The organism is Phyllobacterium sp. CL33Tsu (assembly GCF_900113985.1).
GTDB lineage: Bacteria > Pseudomonadota > Alphaproteobacteria > Rhizobiales > Rhizobiaceae > Phyllobacterium > Phyllobacterium pellucidum.
Genome location: NZ_FORJ01000001.1, coordinates 1,945,123 through 1,965,433, shown reverse-complemented (window position 1 = coordinate 1,965,433; position 20,311 = coordinate 1,945,123). Strand labels below are relative to the sequence as shown.

Genomic DNA, 20,311 nt, shown 5'->3' with positions numbered 1-20,311 from the left:
AGTATCTGTTGAACTTCTATCCGAAGTTCCGCAGGACCCTGCCGCCCACGTTTCTCTTTCTTCCATATGAAATTGTCAAAGAACCGACCATGGCATAAACCACCGTCAATAAACCGGCTTCAACCGGCACGAATTCAACCCTCCGGCCAAACCCGAAGGAATGTCACTTCCGCAACAATCCCTTAAACCTTGCCAAGGACCGCTTGCACCAACACGTCAGTCTCGCAACCAACCATCCTGCAAACCTTAGGGCGCATTCAGCAACCGCCAGCGGCGCCCCGCCCTCGTTGTGCCGGTATATAGACCCCACCCAACAAAACTGTCAACACCGATTTTGAAGAATTTATGAAAAATATGACGGTTCGAATTTGCCGCCCTGCCCAGGCCTTGCAATGGCTGCGAAATCCCGGCCCGGCAAATCCAAATGTGATGGCCTTGGCCACAAACATGCCCCAATCGCGACCTAGCGCTCGCGCCGATGTGCGGGGGCTTTTTTAGAACACCCCCGCGAGCGAATGAGCGATGCGCACATCCGTTTCGGCGGCCTGCGTTGACATAGTGAAGTCCCGGGGGCAAAACTGCGGCCTCGTTGATTTCATGCCAGGGCAAACCTGGCCGGCAAACGCGCCGGGAACCTGCATTCACAACGGCGACGGGATCACACTTTAAAGTATGAGCGAGTACGAGGGGCACTCATCGATCGATCCGGGCAATGAGCCGCCGCTTATCACGGACGGACGCCGCGGGCCGCCTGACCGTCGCGAAATCTCCGCGCGCTGGCTGGCCGGCACGTTCCTCACCGGCATTACCTCGAGCATGCTGATGGGCGTTGCCCTGTTTGCGGCGCTCGACGGCCGCGAACAACTCGCAACACCGCCGGAATTGATCGGCCGCAATGCCATGCCCGCCCCCGCCGACGCCAGCGGCGTGACCAAGGGTTCACGCGTCGTCGCAACCACCCCCATACAGAAGAACCGGGACCGCCGCCGCCTCGACGTTTCGACCATGTTCAAGGATGGCGAGCGCGATGTCGTTCGCTCCATGCCATTCGAGTTCGTGCACATTGAACTCGCAGACGTGCACAATACCAATCGCCGCTATCCAAACTTCAATCCGCTCGACGTCTTTGCCGAAGCGAATGAGGATACGGACCCCACGCCGAAGACCGGTCAGATTTACGGCGCCAAGGTCGAGAGCGAAGTCAGCCTGCGCACCGTCGATTTCCCGCTGACCACGGCACAATATGATCCTGCGGACGATCTCAGCGTCGACGAAGTTGAAGAAGTCGTCCGCAACACCGGTTCGCTTTTGACCGATGGCGCCATTCAGGTTGCTTCGCTGCATTATGTCGATCCGCTGCGTTTCGGTACGGATGACGACCCCTACAATTTGCGCAGTCCCCTCGCGGTCAAGATCATCCAGGAGAATGTGAGTGTTGCGCCACGCCTGCCCGAGGATGCAGCGAGCACCGGATATTCGGAAGCGCTGATCCCGTTCCGCAGCGACAAGGAAATTACCGCCGCCCTCGCGGACGCCGGCTATGAGAGCGACGATGCGACCGGCATGTCCGGGGCGATCAGCAAGCTCTTGAACTCCCCGCGCCTCAAGAGCGGCAGTGTTCTACGCCTCGGCATTGAATCGCGCGACGATCTCGACCGCATCGTGCGCGCCAGTGTCTACAATGGCAGCACGCATATTCTGACGATCGCGCTCAACGACAAGGAACAATATGTCCCCGCCGACGAGCCGGAAATGACGCCTGGCCTGCAGGTGGCGTTCGATGACAGTCCCGCCGGATCGCGGCGCGCCGAAGACCTGCCGACCGTCTATGACGGTATTTACAGGGCCGGCATCGCCTATGGCATGACCGATCCGATGATCAAACAATTGATCCGCATGCTGGCTTCCGATGTCGACTTTCAGTCGCAGCTGAGCCCCACGGACGAGCTTGAAGCGCTGTTTTCGCTGCCGGCGGGCTCCGACAAGGCCGGGGACGAATCGGAGATTCTCTATGTCGCCGCGAACTTCGGCGGCGACCTCAAGAAGTTCTATCGGTTCCACGGCGAGGACGGCACGACCGACTATTACGACGAGAACGGCAAGAGTTCCAAGCAGTTCCTCCTGCGCAAGCCAGTGCCCAACGGCACTTTCCGCTCGCCGTTCGGCATGCGCCGCCACCCGATCCTCGGCTATTCGCGCATGCATACCGGCGTCGACTGGTCGGCGCCCCGCGGCACGCCCATCGTCGCGGCCGGCAATGGCGTCGTCGAGCGAGCCGGCTGGACCAATGGCTACGGCATCCAGACCCTCATCCGTCATTCCAATGGTTACGAGAGCAGCTATTCTCACCAGAATGCCGTGGCAAGCGGCGTGGTCGCCGGGGCACGTGTGCGCCAGGGACAGGTCATCGGTTATCTTGGATCAACCGGCCTTTCGACCGGGCCGCATCTCCACTACGAGGTGATCGTCAACGGTTCGAAAGTCGATCCGATGCGCATTCGCCTGCCGAGCGGCGGCGAACTGCAGGGCAATGATCTCGTCGCCTTCCAGCGCGAGCGCGAACGGATCGACCAGTTGCTTCAGGACGAAAATTCCGACGCCACCAAGGTTGCGGCGAGCGGGTAAGCAACGCTCTATTCCTGGAACTCTACCGTCACGCCCTTCTGAACCATCTTGGAAAGCTCCGTTGCGTCCCAATTGGTCAGGCGCACGCAGCCATGGCTGTTGGTCTTGCCGATCTTCGAAGGTTCAGGCGTGCCGTGAATGCCATAGGTGGGCTTCGACAGCGCAATCCACACCGTGCCGACCGGGCCGTTCGGGCCGGGGGGAATCGTCAGGACCTTGTCGTTCTCACCCTGCTTGAAGTTGAGCTTCGGATTATAGGTATAGTTCGGATTGAGCGCGATACGCTCGACCTGGACCGTGCCCGAAGGCGATGGCGTATCGGTCGACCCGATCGTTGCGGGATAAGCGACGATGAGCCGGCCCTCGGCATTATAGCCGCGCACCTGCTTGCGGCCCTTGTCGGCGATGATCCGCGTTACCGCGCCGCCGGCATTCTGGCCGGGATTGGCCACCTGGATGGAAACGCCAGGCGTGTTGAAATTGATGCCCGGATTGATCTCCTTGAGATAAGTCTCATCCATATGGAAGCGTTCGGCCAACATCTCTGTGACCGAAGTGAACGCCATGCGCTCGAGTTGCGCCTTGTGGCCGTAATCTTCCGGAATGGAGGCGACGAACGGATAGGCCGCGTCCTCGGAGGTGATCGTATAGGATACGAAAGCGGGTCCGCCGGTTTGTTCGAGCGAGGCATTGATCCCGTCATCGTTGAGCGGATCGAATTGCTGGCCGGTCATTTCCTCGAATGCCGCGACAGCCTTGTCGACATTGCCGCCCTTGTGGCCATCGATCACGCCGGGTGACACGCCGATCCGATCGAGCAGGACCTGGATTGCGGCGATCTTTGCCTTCGCGCCCTGCCCCTTCGGTAATTCTACTGTCGGCGCGGGATTTGGATGAGCCGGTATCTGCTCCTGCTGCGGCGTGTCGTAGAACCCGTCATTTTGCGAGTCCGGTGGATTGAAATTCGGATCCGCCGGATTGAGATCGGCCTCGCCGCCTGTGGGCGGCAGCGGTTGCCGATCGACGCTGCCATAGTCGCGCTCGGACGGGAGCGCCGATTGCTGTTCATAGCGATCATTGCCCGGTCCCGCATAGGGATCGTTAGGGATGGCGCCGGTGTCATAGGGATCCTGCGGCGCGTCAGGGAAGTAATCCGCACCCTGATCGTTGCGCGGCTCTTCTACCGAAACGACACGGCCGCGGCGATCAACCGTAACCCTGCGGCCATATTCATCATAGTAGGAACGATAGGCCTCCCGGCGCGGGCGACGCTCGCCTTCGAACCATTGCGCCAAAGTGTATGGCGTGTCGGCATTGGCGGCAGGCGCAATCATTCCGGCCGCGCTCGACGTCGCCGGGGCGGTGACGCCCGCTGAAGCCATGAGCAACAATCCGAGTAATGAATGATGATAAGAGGCCATGCCATAAGATTCCGGTTATTGCCGATAACGCGACATTAATCATAAATGACCGAACTTCCTGTCATTATGGTTAATGCCTTCGCGCTTTTATCGTTGCATTTATGAGATGAACGAGACGTGAAAATGGCCGCGCTGTGGCGGCCATCTTCTTTCTTTCAGTGTTGCGAAATCGCAATCATGCAGCTTCGCTCTTGTCGCGCTCCGGCGCGGATTTGACCGACTTGAAATTCAGCCGATCCGAGCCCGCTGTGATCTTCACCGTCGAGCCGTCCAGAATATCGCCGAGCAGGATTTTCTCTGCCAGCGGATCCTGCACCTCTTTCTGGATGACACGCTTCAGCGGTCGCGCGCCATAGGCCGGATCGTAACCCTTCTCGGCAAGCCAGTCGGTTGCTTCGCTGTCAAGCTTGATCGTGATCTTGCGATCGGTAAGCAGCTTCTGCAAATGCTCCATCTGGATCGCGACGATCTTGCCCATATCCTTGCGCTTCAGACGATGGAACAGGATGATTTCATCGACACGATTGAGGAACTCCGGCCGGAACGCCGACTTGACGACGCTCATGACCTCGTCACGCGCCACGTCGACGTCCTGGTCTTCGCCCAGCGCAGTCAGATATTCGGCCCCGAGGTTCGACGTCATGATGATCAGCGTATTGCGGAAATCAACCGTTCGTCCCTGCCCATCGGTGAGGCGCCCATCGTCGAGCACCTGCAGCAACACGTTGAACACATCCGGATGCGCCTTCTCGATTTCGTCGAAAAGGATCACCTGATAGGGCCGCCGCCGCACCGCTTCCGTCAGTGCGCCGCCTTCCTCGTAACCGACATAGCCGGGAGGAGCGCCGATCAAACGCGAGACCGAATGCTTCTCCATATATTCGGACATGTCGAGGCGTACCATCGCCGTCTCGTCCGAGAACAGGAATGCCGCAAGGGCCTTGGTCAGTTCGGTCTTGCCGACGCCGGTGGGTCCGAGGAAGATGAACGAGCCAATCGGCCGGTTCGGATCCTGCAGACCGGCACGCGCCCGGCGGATTGCTTTCGACACGGCCTGGACTGCCTCACCCTGGCCGACGACGCGCTTGGCAAGCTCGTCTTCCATGCGCAGCAGTTTGTCACGCTCGCCTTCGAGCATTCGGTCGACCGGAATGCCGGTCCAGCGCGAAACGACCTGGGCGATGTGATCGGAGGTAACGGTCTCCTCTACCATCGACGTGGCGTTGTCCTGCTGTTCGGCGGTGGCAAGTTCCTTCTCGAGCGCCGGGATTGTGCCATAGGCAAGTTCGCCGGCTCTCTGGTATTCGCCATTGCGCTGGGCAGCGGCGAGCGCATTGCGCGCATCTTCAAGCTGCCGCTTGAGATCCGCCGCATGGCCGAGCTTCTGCTTTTCCGACTGCCAGGTATTGGTCAGCGCGGTCGACTCTTCCTCAAGCTCGGCGAGCTCGTGTTCCAGACGTTCAAGCCGGTCACGCGAAGCATCGTCCTTCTCTACCTTCAGTGCCTCGCGTTCGATCTTCAGCTGCATGATGCGCCGATCGACCTCATCGAGTTCCTCCGGCTTCGAATCGACCTGCATGCGCAGCCGCGCCGCACTCTCATCGACAAGGTCGATGGCCTTGTCCGGCAGGAAGCGGTCGGTGATGTAGCGGTTCGACAGCGTCGCGGCCGCAACGAGGGCCGAGTCCGAAATGCGTACCTTGTGATGCTGCTCGTACTTCTCCTTGAGGCCGCGCAGGATCGAGATTGTGTCCTCGACCGTAGGCTCGTCGACGAAGACTGGCTGGAAACGACGGGCAAGCGCAGGATCCTTCTCGACATGCTTGCGGTACTCATCAAGCGTGGTTGCGCCGACGCAGTGCAGTTCGCCGCGCGCCAGCGCCGGCTTCAGAAGGTTGGAGGCGTCCATCGCGCCCTCGCTCTTGCCGGCGCCAACAAGCGTGTGCATCTCGTCTATGAAGAGAATGATCTCGCCATTTGCCGAAGTCACTTCCGAAAGCACGGCCTTGAGGCGCTCCTCGAACTCGCCGCGATACTTTGCGCCGGCTATGAGCGCGCCCATGTCGAGCGCCATCAGCTTCTTGTCCTTCAGGGATTCCGGCACGTCGCCATTGACGATGCGCAGTGCCAGCCCCTCGGCGATGGCAGTCTTGCCGACGCCGGGCTCGCCGATGAGCACCGGATTATTCTTCGTGCGCCGTGACAGGACCTGGATCGTTCGGCGGATTTCATCGTCACGACCGATCACCGGGTCGAGCTTGCCCGCCCGCGCGTCGGCGGTAAGGTCGCGCGCATATTTCTTCAAGGCGTCATAGGCATTTTCGGCGGAGGCCGAATCCGCGGTGCGACCCTTGCGGATATCATTGATGACGGCATTGAGCCCAGCGGGCGTTACGCCGGCACGACTCAGGATTTCGGATGTCTTTGCCGATTTCTCAATGGCCATGGCCGTCAAGAGGCGCTCGACGGTAACAAAACTGTCGCCGGCTTTCTTGGCCACTTCCTCGGCCGTGGCAAAAACCTTGGCCAATGGCTGCGAAAGGTAAAGCTGACCATTGCCGCCCGTTACCTTTGGCATCGCGTCAAGCGCTGCCTGAAGGCCGAGGCGAACCTCTTCGACATTGCCGCCGGCGCGTTCGATCAGCGACGCAGCAAGTCCTTCCTCATCGTCGACGAGAACCTTCAGCAAGTGCTCGGGAGCAAACTGCTGATGATTGGACGAGAGGGCAAATGTCTGCGCCGACTGGATAAATCCCCGAACCCGTTCGGTGTACTTCTCAATATTCATTACTGTCTCCTTTTCCCGGACGACCCTTAAGCGGCATCGTGCGGTGGTCTGGTGACGGGCCCCCTGCAAGAGGCGGACCCATTCGCTCGAGGCAGATATGGGAACCAGTTCCTAGGCTCGCAAGGTCGAGGCGGAAGGATTTATCATGCCAGAACTAAAGCAAATTATCGATATAAATCATGGCGCATGCCGGCGCGCCCGGGAAGAAGCAATGATGGATTTGGGCGGCGGGCTCTGATCTGCGGCAAATGGATTGGAGTTTGCCGAATGGTCAGGCTTGCAGCGCAATAGCGGGCGCGGATCCTCGGGTAAGCCGGGGATTAGGGCCAACCAGTCGGCATGTGCTCAACGGCGCCTCCGCATCTCGCATTCACAAAATGAATAAGCCGCCCGCGAATGAACGCAGGCGGCTTATATCAAGAAAACCGAAATCAGACGTCCGACTCGACCGCGGCCCGGCGCTTCTTCACTTCGGCGACAATTCCTGCCGGCGAAAGATCGTTCGTGGCGTCAGCTGTGCTCGGTGCGTCACTGTTGCCTTCTGCCACACGCGGTTCACGCGGCCGGGCCGGGCGACGACCGCGCGGTGCGCGGCGGGCGGACTTGGCCTCGGCGTTTTCCGCGTCGACAGATGCCTCGGCCTCCACCGGCCGTGCCTCGGGCTGAGGCTGCGGCTGGCGCTGGCTTGCCGTATCATCATCATAGGCGACCTCTGCGGGCGTGCCTTGAATGACCGGCTGCGGTCCGCTGCCATTGATCGGCTGGTGCACGATACGTTCGACCTCGTTGCCGTTGTCGTCGTCATAGCCCATGTCGTCGTCCTGGTCATCGCGATCGTCGCGCTGGAACTGGACGGGCGCCTGGGCCTGTGCCGCTAGAATGATTCGATTGTAGTGCTCGGCGTGCTGAAGGTAGTTTTCAGCCATTACCCTGTCGCCGCTGCTCTGTGCATCACGTGCCAGAGTCGTATATTTTTCGGCGATGTGCTGAGCATTTCCCCGAATTTTGACGTCGGGTCCGTTGCTTTCGTAATTGCGGGATAGTGGGTTCGGACCTTTTCGGTTGTTGTTACCGCGTCCGCGCATGCGCCTATTCTGCTGTACTGGCCTCATACTTATCTCTTTTCAGAAAATCAGGGGCGCTGTTTGCTCACCATTTGAGTCAAAAAGCTTCGCTTCTCAAGTGCCGACCTGAAGCGCGCCCCACGCTTCAATCGCATCCAAAGTTTCATAAAACTTTTGTGCTGCCGCAAAAACCGTCTTCTCCAAAGTTTTCCCGAAGAAAGATCAAACACCCAGAAATTCCCTACCAACTTCTTGATAGGCAGAACCAGTTTTGTTCGGTTTAGAGCGGTATCCGGAAACTATCCGTCTTCGCGGCAAATTCCAAGCCTTTTTTCAAGATTTTTACGCGGCTGTGAACAAAAGTGCCCGTTCATGGCCGCCAATATCCGTCTTTGTGGCCTCCAGCACCAAATCTGAAGCAGCGAAAATCGCTGCAACGTCGGCGCGTTGATCAAAACCGATCTCCACGGCAACCGCTCCACCTTCCCGAAGATACTGGCGGGCCCCGGCGGCGATGATTCGGTATGGTCCAAGACCATCCTCCCCGCCATCGAGCGCCCGGACCGGATCGTGCAATACAACTTCACGTTGCAGACCTTCGATGTCGGCCGTCCGTATATAGGGTGGGTTGGAGACAATCAGATCGTAGACGCCCGTCACGGTGAAAAACCAATCCGAATGCAGGCAGGCAAAGCGCTCCGATACCCTGTTAAGGTGGGCATTCTCGCGCGCCGTATCAAGGGCGCCTGTCGATATGTCGACACCCACGGCACGCAATTGCTGCAATTGATTGAGCAACGCCAAGGCGATGGCTCCGGTGCCGGTGCCGAGGTCGAGAAGGTCGGCAACGCCCAATTCTTGAATGCGGCGGCGCAGGAAAGGCAGCACGAGTTCCACAATCGCTTCGGTATCGGGGCGCGGCTCCAGCGTTTCGCGCGACAGCGCCAGTTCGATATCGAAAAAGGCCCGTTTGCCGATGATCCGATGTACGGATTCGCCGTTCATTCGCCGGTTGAGGACCACTTCCAGCCGCGCATTCGTTTCAGAATCCACCTGCCTGCCGGGGTTCCGGATCGTTTCCAGTTGATCGGTTCCGGTGACCCATTCAACCAGAAGGCGAGCATCCAGCGTGGCTGTGTCAATTCCTGCACGCGCAAGACGGTCGCGCGCGTGCTTGTGTGCGTCGGCGAGGCGCGCCGTCGTCATAGCCCATCGTTCATCTGGGCGAGCAAGGCCGTCTGGTGATCTGAGATCAAGGCGCCGATCAGTTCGTCGAGATCGCCTTCCATGATGCGGTCGAGTTTATAGAGCGTCAGGTTGATGCGGTGATCCGTCACACGCCCCTGCGGGAAATTGTAGGTGCGGATGCGCTCCGACCGATCGCCGGAACCGACCTGGCTGCGCCGCGCCTCCGAGCGCTCGCTGTCCGCCTTCTGGCGCTGCATGTCAAAAAGCCGCGACCTGAGCACCTGCATGGCGCGCGCGCGATTCTGGTGCTGGGACTTTTCGGCCTGAACGACCACGATGCCGGACGGGATGTGGGTGATGCGGACGGCCGAATCGGTGGTGTTGACGTGCTGGCCGCCGGAACCGGAGGCGCGCATCGTATCGATGCGGATGTCCTCCTGGCGGATATCGATGTCGATTTCCTCGGCTTCGGGCAGAACCGCCACGGTTGCCGCCGAAGTATGAATGCGCCCGCTCGCTTCCGTATCGGGGACACGCTGCACGCGGTGTACGCCGGATTCGAACTTGAGCTTGGCAAAGACCCCCTTGCCGGAGACCATGGCAATGACTTCCTTGTAACCGCCGGCTTCGCCGTCGCTTGCCGAAATGAGCTCGACGCGCCAGCCATTGGCGGCTGCGTAACGCTCATACATGCGAAAGAGATCGCCAGCAAAAAGCGCTGCTTCCGAACCGCCCGTCCCGGCACGGATTTCGAGGATCGCGTTGCGCTCGTCGGCGACATCCTTCGGCAGGAGCAGGACCTGGATGTCCTTTTCGAGTTCGCCGATCCGCTCGTCGATCTCCGGCAGTTCCGCCTCGGCAAGTTCGCGCATATCCCGATCGGTCGCTGCATCATCGAGCATTGCCTGCAGCCCATCGGCCTCGCTGCGCGCGGCCAGAAGCTCACGAATCTTGGCGACAACGGGCTCGAGCTCGGAATATTCCGATGCGAGCTTCACATAGGTTTCGGAATCGGGATTGCTCGACATCTGCGTTTCCATCATGGAAAAACGCTTCAGCAGCTGATCCATACGATCCTGCGGAATGGACATTATTCAAAACCTCTAGAGTGGAACGCCAGCTCGCTCTGCGTACTTCGTAAGAAAGTTGCGCAACGTGCCGGTCTCGCCGTGATTGTCGATCGCGTCCTTGAGCTGGGCGCTAAGTTCGCCAACGTCCAGTGAGCCGAGCATGGCTTTGACAGGACCGATCGCGGCCGGCGACATTGAAATGGAACGATAGCCGAGCCCGATCAACGCCATGGATGACAAGGGCTTGCCCGCCATTTCACCGCAAAGCGTCACACTCGTATTGTTGCGCTCGCCCGCCTCGGCGATCTGGCGCAGCACCCTCAGGAACGGCACCGAGAGATTGTCGAAGCGATTGTTGATGATCGAATTGCCCCGGTCGACCGCCATGACGAACTGGAAGAGGTCGTTGGAGCCGACTGATACGAAATCGACTTCGGCCATCAATTCGTCGAGCTGCCACAGCAGCGACGGCACCTCGACCATGGCTCCGATCTTGACGCGGGTCGGCAGATCATAGGCAAAGCGCGACAGGTGCTGGACCTCGCGGTTGATCAGTTCGCTGGCCTTGCGCACTTCTTGCACTTCCGTGACCATCGGCAGCATCAGGCGCAATTCTCGGCCGCCGGCGGCCTTGAGCAGGGCGCGTACCTGTGTGCGTAGAAGGCCAGGCCGATCGAGCGTGAGGCGCAAAGCCCGCCAGCCCATCGCCGGATTTTCTTCGTTTACGTTGCTGCGGAAGTAGGGGAGCACCTTGTCGCCGCCAATATCGAGCGTACGGAAGGTGACCGGCCGGTCGCCGGCGGCTTCGAGCACGGACCGATAGAGCCGCTCCTGCTGTTCTGCGCGCGGGAAGGTCGATGCAATCATGAACTGGAGCTCGGTCCTGAAGAGGCCAATGCCCGCCGCCCCGGCTTCGGCAAGCTGCGGAAGATCCACCAAAAGGCCGGCATTCATCAACAGCTTGATCGCGATGCCATCCTTGGTAATCGACGGCTTGTCGCGCGATTCGCGATAGAGGGCCTGGCGCTTGGCGCGGAACCGCACCTTCTCCGAATAGGCAGCCTCAAGTTCCGATTGCGGCCGCAGATGCACGCGCCCGTCATCGCCGTCGACGATCACGGCATCGTTGTTTTCCGCCATGGAAACGACGCCCTTGACCTGGCCCGCTACCGGAATGCCCATGGCGCGCGCCACGATGACCACGTGGCTGGTCGCCGCCCCGTCTTCGAGCACAAGTCCGCGCAGGCGTTCACGCGGATAGTCGAGAAGCTCCGCAGCGCCCATCGAGCGCGCGATTATGATCGCGTCCTTCGCCAGCGTTCCAGCCATGGTCTTGACATCGCGCCCCATCAGCTGGCGCAGCAGCCGATTGGCAAGGTCGTCGAAATCGCTCAGCCGCTCGCGCATATAGGGGTCGGTCAGATGCATCATGCGGGCGCGCGTATCGCTCTGCACCTTCTCGACTGCGGCTTCCGCAGTCAGGCCGTTGCGGATCGCCTCCTCAAGGCGCCGCACCCAGCCGGTATCGTGAGCAAACATGCGATAGGCCTCAAGCACCTCCCGGTGCTCGCCTTCGAACGCCACGTCACGCCGCGACAGCATGTCGTCGATGGAAATACGCAAGGACCCAAGCGAGCTCTCGAGCCTGTCGATTTCGGCATTGATGTCTTCGTTGAAGAGGTTGGTTACGACGATGCGCGGCTCGTGCAGCACGACGTGCCCGAGACCAACCCCATCGTTGAACGCGCTGCCGCTGAAGCTCATCGGCTTGCCAAGGTCGAGTTCGACACCGGGCCGTGCGATGCGGGGGATATCGCCGGCCGCAACCATTTCGGCAAGCACCATGGCCGTAGTCTCGAGCGCCTCGACCTCATCCTCGCGGTAGACGCGCTTGGTGCGGTTCTGAACGACGAGAACGCCGAGCGTGCGCCCTGCCCTCAGGATCGGCACGCCAAGGAAGGAGTTGTAAATTTCTTCTCCCGTTTCCGGCAGATAAGCGAAGGCCGGATGCGCTTGCGCATCGGTCAGGTTGAGCGGTCGCGCGCTTGCAGCGATCGTGCCGACTAGACCCTGACCAAGGCGCAGTTGCGCCAGGTGGACGGCCGACGGGTTGAGACCTTCGGTTGCGTATAGTTCGAGGACCCCATCGGAGCGCAGCACGTAGAATGAGCACACTTCCGCGACCATGTTCTGCGCAATTTCGCGAACAATGCGGTCGAGCCTCTCCTGCGGCTCAAGAGCCTCCGCCATCAGTTCGCGGAGGCGCTTCAGCATCACACGAGGGCCACTTATCGGGTCGCGTGTAGGCACCGGATGCCTTTCTCCCATTGTCAATTATGGCAAGGCCGACGGGACCTCACCAAATCAGTCGATCCATCATGTCAGTCGGCACGAACGCCGACAAACAGAATCTCGCTCGTTAATGCTTATCGAGACCGTACACAGAATGCAAAGTACGTACGGCGAGTTCCGCGTATGGTCCATCGATCAGGATCGAGATCTTGATCTCGGAAGTCGTGATGGCGCGGATGTTGATTCCCTTGTCTGCAAGGGCGCGGAACGCCGTGGCAGCGACGCCCGCATGGCTGCGCATGCCGATGCCGATGACGGAAACCTTGACCATGCCGGCTTCGGACTGAATCACGTCGAAACCGACATCCTGCTTGACCTTCTCGAGAACAACGAGGGCCTTGTCGAGATCGCCGGTCGGGACCGTGAACGTCATGTCGGTCTTCGACCCGTCCTCGGAAATGTTCTGAACGATCATGTCGACATTGATGTGCGCTTCGGCGAGCGGGCCGAAGATGCCGGCGGAAATGCCGGGGCGGTCAGCAACACGCCGCAACGAAATCTGGGCCTCGTCCTTGGCGTAGGCAATTCCTGTGACAACCTGCTGTTCCACGATTTCTTCCTCGTCGCAAATAAGTGTTCCGGGCGGATTGATCAGATCGCCCATGCCCGGTGCATCGGGATCCTCGAAGCTGGATCTGACAAATGTGCGCACTTTGTGCACCATGGCAAGCTCGACCGAACGGACCTGCAGCACCTTGGCGCCGAGCGAGGCCATTTCGAGCATTTCTTCGAAGGAAATACGCGAAAGCCGCCGCGCCTTGGGTTCGACGCGCGGATCGGTCGTATAGACGCCGTCGACGTCTGTATAGATATCGCAGCGATCGGCCTTTACTGCCGCGGCGATGGCGACGGCGCTGGTATCGGAACCGCCGCGCCCGAGTGTCGCTATGCGGTTGTCCGGGCCGATGCCTTGGAATCCCGCGATCACCGCGACCTGGCCCTCCTGGAAGCGCTCGATCAGAAAGGAGCCGTCGATGTCGACGATGCGGGCCGCACCATGCGCATTGTCGGTCTTGATCGGTATCTGCCAGCCTTGCCAGGAGCGGGCATGGATACCCATTGATTGCAGAGCGATGGCAAGGAGCCCGGACGTTACCTGTTCGCCCGAGGCTACGATGGCGTCATACTCGCGGGCGTCATGCATCGGCGACGTCTGCCTCGTCCAGCCCACGAGCTCATTGGTCTTTCCGGCCATTGCCGAGACGACGACGGCAACCTCGTGCCCGGCGTCGACCTCGCGTTTGACATGCCTGGCCACATTGCGGATGCGGTCAATATCGGCCACCGAAGTGCCGCCGAATTTCATCACGATGCGTGCCATGGAAATTACCGTTCTGGAAAGGCCTGAAAACTGGGTCGGAAAAGAGTCGTTTGAAATGAACTGGCTCTTTGCCAAATGAATGCGGCCTCCCATAACGAAATTATCCGCCGACTGCAAGAATGCGAACAGATTTGCCGGGGTGAAATCGGGTGTGTGCCGCCCATGTTGAAAATGCCGGCTGATGGGCGTATATACTATTGCATATACTTTGAGAGGCAGAGAGATGACCGAAGTGCGCATTGCCAAGCTTTTCAAGAACGGCGCGAGCCAGGCCGTACGGTTGCCGGCTGATTTTCGCTTCGATGGCGACGAAGTCTACGTTTCCCGTGATGACCGCACGGGAGACGTCATTCTTTCGACGCGGCCAGGGGCCCGCGTCTGGGCCGACTTCTTCGAGTTGAGGAACTCCGTCGAAGTCCCTGATGATTTTATAGGCGAGCGCCCAATGAATGCGTTTCCCGTGGAGCGTAGCTTCTTTGGCGAAAACGATTGACTTAACCGATTAGTGATATTTCGAAAGCTAGGCGCTCCATGCTCCATATGTTGGATACAGATATTGCGAGCTACATCATCAAGGGTCGCTCGCCGAAAATCGATGAAAAGCTCTCAGAATTGCAGCCTTCCGATGTCTGCGTCTCTGCCATCACGAAAGCGGAGCTGCTCTACGGCCTGAAACGGATACCTGAAAACCATCGTCTTCATGGTGAAATTTCGCGATTTTTCCAGATTGTTCGCGTCCTGGCCTGGGATGCGGTTGCCGCTGAATATTATGTCGGCATTCGTCATCAGCTTGTGTCGACCGGCCAGCCGATTGGCGAACTCGATATGATGATCGCTGCACACTCGATCTCTGTTGGCGCCGTTCTTGTGAGCAACAATACGCGGCACTATCAAAGGATCAGCGGCGGCTTGGCCCTCGCAAACTGGGCTCAATTGGAAGTCTGAGCAAGCATTGCGCCTTGACATTGCCTCCCGGAACAGGCCACTCGAAAACAGTCAAAGAGGATGAGGCCATGGCGACAACCGAGCGCACTACAATCGATGCCGCAGAAGTCGAGCGGTTCTCTCGCATGGCAGCCGAGTGGTGGAACCCGCAGGGCAAGTTCCGCCCGCTGCACAAGTTCAATCCAACCCGCCTTGCCTACATCAAGGAAAAGGTCTGCGGCCATTATGGTATCGACCCTCATACGCCGATGCCGTTTTCCGGCCTGCGCATTCTTGATATCGGCTGCGGCGGCGGACTTCTGTGCGAGCCCATGGCGCGGCTCGGCGCAACGGTTGTCGGCGCTGACGCGGGCGAGACCAATATCGAGGTCGCCAAAATCCACGCCGCCCAAAGCGGCCTTGTCATCGATTATCGGGCGACAACGGCAGAGGCGCTGGCGGAGGCCGGCGAACAGTTCGACATCGTCCTCAATATGGAGGTGGTCGAGCACGTCGCCGATGTCGAACTCTACATGTCGGCCTGCGCGCAGATGGTAAAACCCGGCGGACTGACCTTCGTTGCCACCATCAACCGGACATTGAAGGCGCTGGGGCTCGCAATATTTGGAGCCGAGTATGTCTTGCGGTGGTTGCCGCGCGGAACCCACCAATATGAAAAGCTCGTCCGCCCGGAAGAACTCGAAGCCGCGCTGCGGCAATCCGGATTGGAAGTCGTCGAGAAGATAGGCGTAACTTACAGTCCGCTCAGCGATAGCTGGAACCGCTCCCGCGATACCGACGTCAACTATATGGTGCTGGCTACGCGGCCTTAGTTGCCACCAGCGCCTTGGCTTCCATGCGCTGGGCCTTCGTCGTCATCAGCACGCCGATTGTGATGATGAGGGCCCCTCCCCAGGTTGCAAGCTGGTAGACTTCGCCGAGAAATAGCGTCCCGGCAAGCAGCGCAACTGCCGCGCCCACATAGCCGATCTGGCTGAGATAGACCGGGCCGCCCACCGCCTGCAGCCGAAAGTACAGCGCGAACATGCAGGCAGAAGCCACCACTTGCGCCACAACAAGCCAAGGAATGCCGCGAAGCGGCGCAACCGGAAAGCCGCCAGTCATATAGAAAATGATCGGGATCAGGAGCAGCGCCGTCATAAGGTGGCTGCCAGCTGCAAGCTCGGTCGGATCGGCGCCCGCCGGCCAGTCGACCGTGCGGTAGACGTTGCCGAGCGCCAGCAGAACCGGAATAAGCAAACCGATGGCAACCCAGAGCGGCTCGGCCGGCTGCCCGACCTGACCGCGGGTGAAGCCGACGATGACGGCGCCGACAAACCCGACAAGAATGCCGAGGAGGCCGAGTGGACTTGGCCTGCGCAACTTCAACATGACAGAAAACAGCAAGGTGAAGACCGGCGACAGCGTGTACATGATGCCGGTATAGCCAGATCCGAGATGCGGGATGGCCGAAAGTGTCATCAGGTTGGGAACGGCGTAGGAAACGAGCGCGGTGATAACATAATAGCGCAGCATGTGCGCATTGAGCTGCGGCCGCTTGCCCATGACGAAAAAGGCCGCCAGCAGCACCGTCCCGGCGCCGAGTGAAATGACGAATGCCCAGAGCGACGGCGCAACACCTGCCACGAATGCGAGCTTGCCGAAGGGAAGCGTCAGCCCAAGGAAGGCGCCGGTGAGAACCAGCAGAACTGCAGCGGAGTTCAATAATTGCATGGGAGAATCACCTCGGTCCGGAGAGGTGAACCTTAGCCATTGCCTTCAACGCAGCAAGATCAATTGCGCTCTTCGGGAAAGACCGGAAGCGGCATCACGTCGACACCGTCATCGAGAAGCGACTTGACCTCCTCCTGGGAAGCTTCGCCATAAATGCCGCGCTTTTCCACCTCGCCGAAATGGATCTTGCGCGCCTCTTCGGCAAAGTCACTGCCGACATAATCGGCATTCTCGCGCACCTTTCTGGTCATTTCTTTGAGCTCGCTGACCATGTTGCTCATGGCAACGGCGATCTTCTCCTTCTGACGCCCGGTCGTCACCGATGGCGCCATCAGCGCTTTGCCAATGCTGTGCGAGCCGCAAGCCGGGCAGGCTACCAGTCCCTTCCCAACCTGGGAATCGAAGTCGTCATTGCTGCGGAACCACCCTTCGAATTCATGGTCGTGCTCGCAATGGAGCGAAAACCGGATCATGATGCGACGTCGAGCCTTGTCTTTTCGCCGTCATTTTCGACGATCAATCCGAACGGACGCGCATTCTTGAGGTTCGGTACCTTCGCACGCGCGGCGGCGCTGAGTGCCGGATCGATATCGGCGACAATGATCGCGGGATCGGCGTGGGCAGCCTCTGCAAGAACTTCACCCCAGGGAGCGACGATCAGCGAGTGACCGAAGGTCTCGCGCCCGTCTTCATGCACGCCGCCCTGGGCAGCCGAGATCATGAAGGCGCCGTTTTCAATCGCCCGGGCCCGTTGCAGCACATGCCAGTGCGCCTCACCGGTCTGCCGGGTAAAGGCGGCCGGAGCCGATATAACCGAGGCACCGGCAAGCGCCTGAGCGCGGAAAAGCTGCGGGAAACGCACGTCGTAGCAGATGGCAAGCCCGAGGCGAGCAAACGGCAGATCGATGACGACGGTATCAGCGCCGGGCGCATACACAGCGGATTCGCGCCAGCTCTCACCATTGTCGAGGTCAACGTCGAACATGTGGATCTTGTCGTAGCGCGTCAGCATCTTGCCGTCTGGACCGAATACGAAGGCGCGGTTGGCAATCTTGCCGTCATCACGGGCGATCGCCGTCGACCCGATGTGAAGATGGATGCCATGTTTCGCGGCAAGCGCCGAAGCCGTTCGCACGATGACATCGTCTGCTTCGCCCTTGAGCACGCTTGCCAGCGTCTTGCGGTCCCGCTGCAACGCGCCGGTCATTTCGGGCGTCTGCACGTAGACAGCGCCTTTGCCGACCGCATCCGCCACATATTCGGCAAGGTCAGCGGCATTGCGTTCTGGATCGACGCCGGAGCGCATCTGGATGGCGGCTGCACGAAATGACGTCATTGGATCATCCTCAAGCGAGTTCGCCGGTCTTCAACAGCGTGTCGAGCCGGCCCTGGTTTTCAAGCGCATAGAGATCATCGCATCCGCCGACATGAGTCTCGCCGATGAAAATTTGCGGGAATGTCGTGCGGCCATTGGCACGCGCCAGCATATCCTGACGGGCCGACGGCTCGAGGCTTGCATTGTGCTCGACGAAGGCGACGCCTTTCTCCGCAAGGAGGCTCTTGGCCGCCGTGCAATAGCCGCAACCATTGCGCGTATAGATTGTTACATCAACCATTCGAATACTCCACGTTGCTCCCTATATAGGCATGAAAAATCAACGCGGAAAGAGCTGAACTTTGCGACATCTCGCCGTCATATGGGCAATTCTTTTGCAAGCGCACGGCTGAAAGTGAGAACATCGACCCTTGACGCACCCCCGCGCAGCAATGCGCGCGACGCAGCCTTCACGGTAGCCCCGGTTGTATAGACGTCGTCGATGAGAAGCACGCGGCGGCCTCGGACCTTGATTTCTTGTGCCTCCGGCACCTTGAAAGCGCCGCTCATGTTGAGCCTGCGCGCATTCGAGCCGAGACCGACCTGCTGGCGCGTGCGCTTCACGCGTTTGAGCGCATCAGGATCGAAGGTCTTGCCGGCAAGACGCGCAACATGCCGGGCGAGTTCGGCCGATTGATTGAAGCGGCGAAACCAGAAGCGCCGTGCGTGGAGCGGTACCGGCACGATAATATCGCAACCGTCAAGCAGTTCGGTGCCAGCGCGCAGCATCCAGCGAGCCATCCATGGTCCAAGATCGGTTCGGTCATTATATTTCAGCCCCTGCACCATCTCGGCTACAACGCCCTCATGCACGGCTACCGAACGGGCGCGCTCGAAAGGAGGCGGATCGGCGATTGCTTCGGCGGAGAGGATTTCGGCGCCAAGGTCGTGGCTGAATGGCGTCCCGAGAACTGGACAGTAGGGCTTCTCGATAAAGCGAACCTTGGCCCAGCATGCACCGCAAAGACTGCCGGGCTCCGCGACAAGCCGCTCGCAGCCCGAACACACCGGCGGAAACAACAGCGTGGCAAACTGGCGTGTCAGCCCTTTCGCAAGCGCTTGCGCCGTCTGCTTGAAGGTTTCCGCTCGGGTTTTCATTGCAATTCGTTCCAAGGCGACGCATCTACCCGTTGACTATACATTGATCAGAGTAATTCGGAATGGAACGGCATCAGGTTTTCGATCGGGCATTGTTGCTGAGACGGCGCCTGCGGGCATTGCGCCAGCACGGCAGCTCCGCCGATTTTCTGCTCGGGCGGGCAGCCGATGATCTCGGAGAACGTCTTTCGGCGGTCGAGCGCCGCTTCGATGTGGCGGTCGATCTCGCTGGCCATAACGGCCTCGGGGCGCAGGCTCTGCTGCGCTCGGGCAAGGTCGAGTGCATCTTGCGCGTTGAACATGATGCAAGCTTTCTTGATCGGTCGTTTCCCGGGGTTGTCGCCGACGAGGAGGCATTGCCGCTCAAGGCCGGATCCATAGACCTGATCATATCCCTGCTTTCGCTGCACCTGACCAACGATACGCCCGGCACGCTGCTGCAAATAAGGCGGGCCCTCAAACCCGATGGCCTTTTCCTTGGTGCCATGGCGGGTGAGAACACGCTTGGCGAACTGCGCGAATGCCTGCTCGCGGCCGAGAGTGAAATTTATGGCGGCGCATCCCCGCGCGTCGCGCCGTTTGCGGATGTGCGCGATGTCGGCGCACTGCTGCAGCGGGCCGGCTTCACTCTGCCGGTCACCGATATCGAAACCTACACGGTCCGGTACGATACCGCGTCTCACCTGATGCGCGATTTGCGGGCCATGGGCATGCAGAACGTCCTTCTCGGGCGCTCGCGCAAGCCGATGTCGCGGCGCTTCTTCGCGCGCGTTGCGGAAATCTACGCGGAACGCTTCAGTGACCCGGACGGGCGCATAAGGGCGACATTCTCGTTTATCTGGATGTCCGGGTGGGCCGCACATGAGTCGCAGCAAAAGCCGCTGAAACCAGGCTCGGCCAAGGCCAAGCTCGCGGATTTTCTCACCAGCGTCGAAAACCTTGAGAAGAAATAGCGATCAGCAGTCGCCGCTTTGCGAACCGTCGCTTTTTATAATGCAAACCGCATTTGGCGATCGCTGCAATACGCTACGGTGAATCGTATAGGTCTTGGTCGATGGATCGTCTTTCCGGATGGAGCCGGTTGCCATCTCGTCGAGAGACCGGCCAGCGGAATAATCGACGACGGACTGCGAGCCGCGATCGGCCAGCGGCGCTATGATCAGCGCCAGTGCAATGGCAGCCGAACCGAATAGCAAAGTGATGCGCAGCAGCCCGGTACCCGCATTCATTAGCGTACCTGACAGCCGCGGTTCATCCTCGCGATAGTCTTCCTTGCGCGCCATGCCCCACCTGAACTTCATTGCCCCAATTCGGCTAAAAGTCGCTCAATCAGGTGAAGGATTCATTAACA

The 20,311-nt window shown here is 59.7% G+C and carries 18 protein-coding genes; 5 read left to right on the top strand and 13 right to left on the bottom strand.

Annotated features, from left to right (window positions below; translation table 11 throughout):
- The first annotated feature begins 672 nt into the window (after positions 1–672).
- Complete coding sequence (locus BM074_RS09615; protein WP_027229655.1) at positions 673–2,625, top strand: M23 family metallopeptidase; 1,953 nt, start codon at positions 673–675, stop codon at positions 2,623–2,625.
- An 8-nt stretch (positions 2,626–2,633) separates the two neighbouring features.
- Here the strand turns inward: BM074_RS09615 and BM074_RS09610 are convergent, their stop codons facing one another.
- The 7 genes from BM074_RS09610 to BM074_RS09580 form a co-directional block, all read right to left on the bottom strand.
- On the bottom strand, positions 2,634–4,046 hold the full coding sequence (locus tag BM074_RS09610; RefSeq protein WP_091921328.1) for a L,D-transpeptidase: 1,413 nt from the start codon (positions 4,044–4,046) through the stop codon (positions 2,634–2,636).
- A gap of 175 nt (positions 4,047–4,221) precedes the next feature.
- Complete coding sequence (gene clpB, locus BM074_RS09605; protein ID WP_027229657.1) at positions 4,222–6,834, bottom strand: ATP-dependent chaperone ClpB; 2,613 nt, start codon at positions 6,832–6,834, stop codon at positions 4,222–4,224.
- 431 nt (positions 6,835–7,265) lie between these two features.
- The gene (locus BM074_RS09600; protein WP_081815716.1) at positions 7,266–7,946 is read right to left on the bottom strand and encodes a DUF4167 domain-containing protein; all 681 of its coding nucleotides are present in this window, start codon (positions 7,944–7,946) and stop codon (positions 7,266–7,268) included.
- A gap of 294 nt (positions 7,947–8,240) precedes the next feature.
- A complete protein-coding gene (prmC, locus tag BM074_RS09595) occupies positions 8,241–9,104 on the bottom strand; it encodes a peptide chain release factor N(5)-glutamine methyltransferase (protein WP_091921326.1) in 864 nt (287 codons plus the stop codon).
- Positions 9,101–10,180: a peptide chain release factor 1 gene (gene prfA, locus BM074_RS09590; RefSeq protein WP_091921324.1), complete on the bottom strand. Its 1,080-nt coding sequence runs from the start codon at positions 10,178–10,180 to the stop codon at positions 9,101–9,103. The genes prmC and prfA overlap by 4 nt, the downstream gene beginning before the upstream one ends.
- 9 nt (positions 10,181–10,189) lie before the next feature.
- Positions 10,190–12,484 carry a phosphoenolpyruvate--protein phosphotransferase gene (gene ptsP, locus BM074_RS09585; protein WP_036813038.1) on the bottom strand — a complete coding sequence of 765 codons (2,295 nt, stop codon included), beginning with the start codon at positions 12,482–12,484 and terminating at the stop codon, positions 10,190–10,192.
- A gap of 91 nt (positions 12,485–12,575) precedes the next feature.
- Positions 12,576–13,829 (bottom strand): aspartate kinase, encoded by a 1,254-nt coding sequence (locus tag BM074_RS09580; protein ID WP_027229661.1) that lies wholly within the window; start codon positions 13,827–13,829, stop codon positions 12,576–12,578.
- A 223-nt stretch (positions 13,830–14,052) separates the two neighbouring features.
- Here BM074_RS09580 and BM074_RS09575 point away from each other — a divergent pair, with 223 nt between their 5' ends.
- The 3 genes from BM074_RS09575 to ubiG all read left to right on the top strand — a co-directional run bounded on the left by BM074_RS09575 (position 14,053) and on the right by ubiG (position 15,586).
- Positions 14,053–14,322, top strand: a complete 270-nt coding sequence (locus tag BM074_RS09575; RefSeq protein WP_091921322.1) for an antitoxin — start codon at positions 14,053–14,055, stop codon at positions 14,320–14,322.
- A gap of 47 nt (positions 14,323–14,369) precedes the next feature.
- A complete protein-coding gene (locus BM074_RS09570; RefSeq protein ID WP_210186474.1) occupies positions 14,370–14,774 on the top strand; it encodes a type II toxin-antitoxin system VapC family toxin in 405 nt (134 codons plus the stop codon).
- Positions 14,775–14,842: 68 nt separating this feature from the next.
- On the top strand, positions 14,843–15,586 hold the full coding sequence (ubiG, locus tag BM074_RS09565) for a bifunctional 2-polyprenyl-6-hydroxyphenol methylase/3-demethylubiquinol 3-O-methyltransferase UbiG (RefSeq protein WP_091921316.1): 744 nt from the start codon (positions 14,843–14,845) through the stop codon (positions 15,584–15,586).
- On the opposite strand, the gene BM074_RS09560 is transcribed toward ubiG, so the two are convergent.
- The 5 genes from BM074_RS09560 to BM074_RS09540 form a co-directional block, all read right to left on the bottom strand.
- The gene (locus BM074_RS09560) at positions 15,573–16,487 is read right to left on the bottom strand and encodes a DMT family transporter (RefSeq protein ID WP_091921314.1); all 915 of its coding nucleotides are present in this window, start codon (positions 16,485–16,487) and stop codon (positions 15,573–15,575) included. The two genes, ubiG and BM074_RS09560, sit on opposite strands and share 14 nt — an antisense overlap.
- A gap of 59 nt (positions 16,488–16,546) precedes the next feature.
- Positions 16,547–16,960: a DUF1178 family protein gene (locus BM074_RS09555; protein ID WP_091921312.1), complete on the bottom strand. Its 414-nt coding sequence runs from the start codon at positions 16,958–16,960 to the stop codon at positions 16,547–16,549.
- Positions 16,957–17,823, bottom strand: coding sequence for a carbon-nitrogen hydrolase family protein (locus BM074_RS09550; RefSeq protein WP_091921310.1), 867 nt, complete (start codon positions 17,821–17,823; stop codon positions 16,957–16,959). The genes BM074_RS09555 and BM074_RS09550 overlap by 4 nt, the downstream gene beginning before the upstream one ends.
- A gap of 10 nt (positions 17,824–17,833) precedes the next feature.
- Complete coding sequence (gene grxC, locus BM074_RS09545; RefSeq protein WP_091921308.1) at positions 17,834–18,103, bottom strand: glutaredoxin 3; 270 nt, start codon at positions 18,101–18,103, stop codon at positions 17,834–17,836.
- 77 nt (positions 18,104–18,180) lie between these two features.
- The gene (locus tag BM074_RS09540) at positions 18,181–18,960 is read right to left on the bottom strand and encodes a ComF family protein (protein WP_091921307.1); all 780 of its coding nucleotides are present in this window, start codon (positions 18,958–18,960) and stop codon (positions 18,181–18,183) included.
- A 62-nt stretch (positions 18,961–19,022) separates the two neighbouring features.
- Between BM074_RS09540 and BM074_RS09535 the strand changes: the two genes are divergently transcribed.
- Positions 19,023–19,913, top strand: coding sequence for a methyltransferase domain-containing protein (locus BM074_RS09535; RefSeq protein ID WP_091921305.1), 891 nt, complete (start codon positions 19,023–19,025; stop codon positions 19,911–19,913).
- A gap of 3 nt (positions 19,914–19,916) precedes the next feature.
- Here BM074_RS09535 and BM074_RS09530 read toward each other — a convergent pair whose 3' ends face one another.
- Complete coding sequence (locus tag BM074_RS09530; RefSeq protein ID WP_343051230.1) at positions 19,917–20,261, bottom strand: hypothetical protein; 345 nt, start codon at positions 20,259–20,261, stop codon at positions 19,917–19,919.
- Positions 20,262–20,311: the final 50 nt, after the last annotated feature.

Excerpts from the sequence above, each read along its gene's own strand:
- BM074_RS09615 (WP_027229655.1), top strand. The coding sequence starts at position 673 with ATGAGCGAGTACGAGGGGCACTCATCGATCGATCCGGGCAATGAGCCG.
- BM074_RS09610 (WP_091921328.1), bottom strand. The coding sequence starts at position 4,046 with ATGGCCTCTTATCATCATTCATTACTCGGATTGTTGCTCATGGCTTCA.
- clpB (WP_027229657.1), bottom strand. The coding sequence starts at position 6,834 with ATGAATATTGAGAAGTACACCGAACGGGTTCGGGGATTTATCCAGTCG.
- BM074_RS09600 (WP_081815716.1), bottom strand. The coding sequence starts at position 7,946 with ATGAGGCCAGTACAGCAGAATAGGCGCATGCGCGGACGCGGTAACAAC.
- prmC (WP_091921326.1), bottom strand. The coding sequence starts at position 9,104 with ATGACGACGGCGCGCCTCGCCGACGCACACAAGCACGCGCGCGACCGT.
- ptsP (WP_036813038.1), bottom strand. The coding sequence starts at position 12,484 with ATGGGAGAAAGGCATCCGGTGCCTACACGCGACCCGATAAGTGGCCCT.
- BM074_RS09580 (WP_027229661.1), bottom strand. The coding sequence starts at position 13,829 with ATGGCACGCATCGTGATGAAATTCGGCGGCACTTCGGTGGCCGATATT.
- BM074_RS09575 (WP_091921322.1), top strand. The coding sequence starts at position 14,053 with ATGACCGAAGTGCGCATTGCCAAGCTTTTCAAGAACGGCGCGAGCCAG.
- BM074_RS09570 (WP_210186474.1), top strand. The coding sequence starts at position 14,370 with ATGTTGGATACAGATATTGCGAGCTACATCATCAAGGGTCGCTCGCCG.
- ubiG (WP_091921316.1), top strand. The coding sequence starts at position 14,843 with ATGGCGACAACCGAGCGCACTACAATCGATGCCGCAGAAGTCGAGCGG.
- BM074_RS09560 (WP_091921314.1), bottom strand. The coding sequence starts at position 16,487 with ATGCAATTATTGAACTCCGCTGCAGTTCTGCTGGTTCTCACCGGCGCC.
- BM074_RS09555 (WP_091921312.1), bottom strand. The coding sequence starts at position 16,960 with ATGATCCGGTTTTCGCTCCATTGCGAGCACGACCATGAATTCGAAGGG.
- BM074_RS09550 (WP_091921310.1), bottom strand. The coding sequence starts at position 17,823 with ATGACGTCATTTCGTGCAGCCGCCATCCAGATGCGCTCCGGCGTCGAT.
- grxC (WP_091921308.1), bottom strand. The coding sequence starts at position 18,103 with ATGGTTGATGTAACAATCTATACGCGCAATGGTTGCGGCTATTGCACG.
- BM074_RS09540 (WP_091921307.1), bottom strand. The coding sequence starts at position 18,960 with ATGAAAACCCGAGCGGAAACCTTCAAGCAGACGGCGCAAGCGCTTGCG.
- BM074_RS09535 (WP_091921305.1), top strand. The coding sequence starts at position 19,023 with ATGGAACGGCATCAGGTTTTCGATCGGGCATTGTTGCTGAGACGGCGC.
- BM074_RS09530 (WP_343051230.1), bottom strand. The coding sequence starts at position 20,261 with ATGAAGTTCAGGTGGGGCATGGCGCGCAAGGAAGACTATCGCGAGGAT.